The sequence below is a fragment of the Pseudoduganella sp. RAF53_2 genome (assembly GCF_052113985.1).
Classification (GTDB): Bacteria; Pseudomonadota; Gammaproteobacteria; order Burkholderiales; family Burkholderiaceae_D; genus Rugamonas.
This window is the reverse complement of record NZ_JBFRDW010000930.1, coordinates 1-1,607: the sequence shown is the minus strand read 5'-3', so window position 1 is coordinate 1,607 and position 1,607 is coordinate 1. Positions and strand designations below refer to the sequence as shown.

The following is a 1,607-nucleotide window of genomic DNA, read 5'->3' as shown; positions in this document are numbered from 1 at the left end:
GAACATCCTGGCTGAGATGCTGCCCAAGGGTCCGCCGCATCGCGATGCTGTCGCGGCGCGGCTGATGATGAGCGAGCGCACGCTGCAGCGGCGTCTCGCGGAAGAAGGCACCAGCTTCAGCCAGCTGGTGGACGACACGCGCCGCGAACTGGCGCGCCAGTCACTCGAAGCGGGCGACCTGTCGCTCAAGATGCTCAGTTTCCAGCTCGGCTTTTCCRAACCGAGCGCCTTCTACCGCGCCTGCAAGCGCTGGTTCGGCATGACGCCTTCGGATCTCGTTCACCACGGAGACAAACATGACTTGGTTTAAACCGGAGCATCCTACCCAGCTGTTTGGCCAGATGCTGGTCAAGCACAATCTGATTACCGAAGAACAGCTGGAACGCGCGATTGAACATCAGCGCCAGACTGGCCAGCGCCTCGGCGAGATTTTCGCCGAATGGGAACTGGTGACCCACCAGCACGTGCAGGACATGCTGCGCAAGCAGCGCCGCATCCGCATGGCGGCAGCTTTCATCAGTGCCGTGTTCGCGCCGCTGGAATCCTATGCGATGGAAGCAGCGCTGCCTGCCACCGCCATCACACAGCCGGCCATCGTGCCGCGCAAGGATATGCAACAGCTGGATGACGCACAGCTCGACGCGATCTCGGCGCAGGGCCTGGGCGACGACCTGGTCAACCAGGTGCAAAAACAGCTGAAGGACAATGGCGTGGTGGTGCTGGGCGACCTGGCCAAACTGGTGAACCCGGTACTGGGCATGCTCGATTCCGACGTCAGCATGCACAATGTGGTGTACGCGCCGAACCGTGCCACGTCCATGCTCAACCCGGACGGTTCGATTACCCTCAGTCTGCCGACTACCATCGGTGAACTGAGCTTCAAGAACATCCGCGTGCATGGCGCGACCAGCGGTCCCAGCTTCGGCAGCATCACGATGAAGGGCATCGACCTGACGGGCATCGTCATCACCCTCGCGCTGAAGCACGGTCACTGATCATGCGCACCTCGCCCTCCTCCAACCGCACCGCCATTCCGGCCCGGGTGCCAGCCACGGCCAGCTTCGCTTTCGCATTGGCCGCCATAGCGATGGCGCTCGAAGCTCCGGCAGCGGCTTACCCGGATATCTCCTCGCTGAGCGAAGATCACGTGCGCGTGGTCGAGGAGCCCGGCAGCGGCCATCCCGGCAAGACCTTCACCGCCTTCACCCTGATCGCCGCGCCGGTGCCTAAGCTGTGCAGCATGGTGCAGGATTACGCGTCCTACAGCGCCTATATGCCAAACACCAAAAGCGCCGTGCCGATTGAGGCGGGCGATGGCTATGCGCTGGTCGACATGACGCTGGACCTGCCACTTGGACAGGAAAAGCGATACCGCCTGCGGCTGGAGCCGGAAACGCCGCCAGGCCAATGCAAGCTGGCCTGGCGCCTGATCCCGCGCGCGGACTTGCGCGTGTCGGAAACCATCGCCGACACCACGGGCTACTGGCTGTTCAAGCCCGTGGCTGGTTGCTCCGAGTAGTGCGTGGTAGAATACATCGTGTACGCCGATCCCGGCCCTGTGCCGTTAGGTTTAGGGTGGTTCGTGGACATTTTGTGCTATCGAATCG

General features: G+C 62.6%; 3 protein-coding genes. All 3 read left to right on the top strand.

Annotated features, from left to right (window positions below):
• A partial coding sequence (locus AB4Z11_RS31135; protein ID WP_442029964.1) for a helix-turn-helix transcriptional regulator occupies nt 1-310 on the top strand: 310 nt, incomplete at its 5' end.
• Nucleotides 297-995, top strand: coding sequence for a hypothetical protein (locus AB4Z11_RS31130; RefSeq protein WP_442029962.1), 699 nt, complete (start codon nt 297-299; stop codon nt 993-995). The genes AB4Z11_RS31135 and AB4Z11_RS31130, both read left to right, overlap by 14 nt.
• A gap of 2 nt (nt 996-997) precedes the next feature.
• Nucleotides 998-1,519, top strand: a complete 522-nt coding sequence (locus AB4Z11_RS31125) for a hypothetical protein (RefSeq protein WP_442029960.1) — start codon at nt 998-1,000, stop codon at nt 1,517-1,519.
• Nucleotides 1,520-1,607 lie beyond the last annotated feature (88 nt).

What these genes read in the sequence shown, in the direction of transcription:
- AB4Z11_RS31130 (WP_442029962.1), top strand. Translation starts at nt 297, where the DNA reads ATGACTTGGTTTAAACCGGAGCATCCTACCCAGCTGTTTGGCCAGATG.
- AB4Z11_RS31125 (WP_442029960.1), top strand. Translation starts at nt 998, where the DNA reads ATGCGCACCTCGCCCTCCTCCAACCGCACCGCCATTCCGGCCCGGGTG.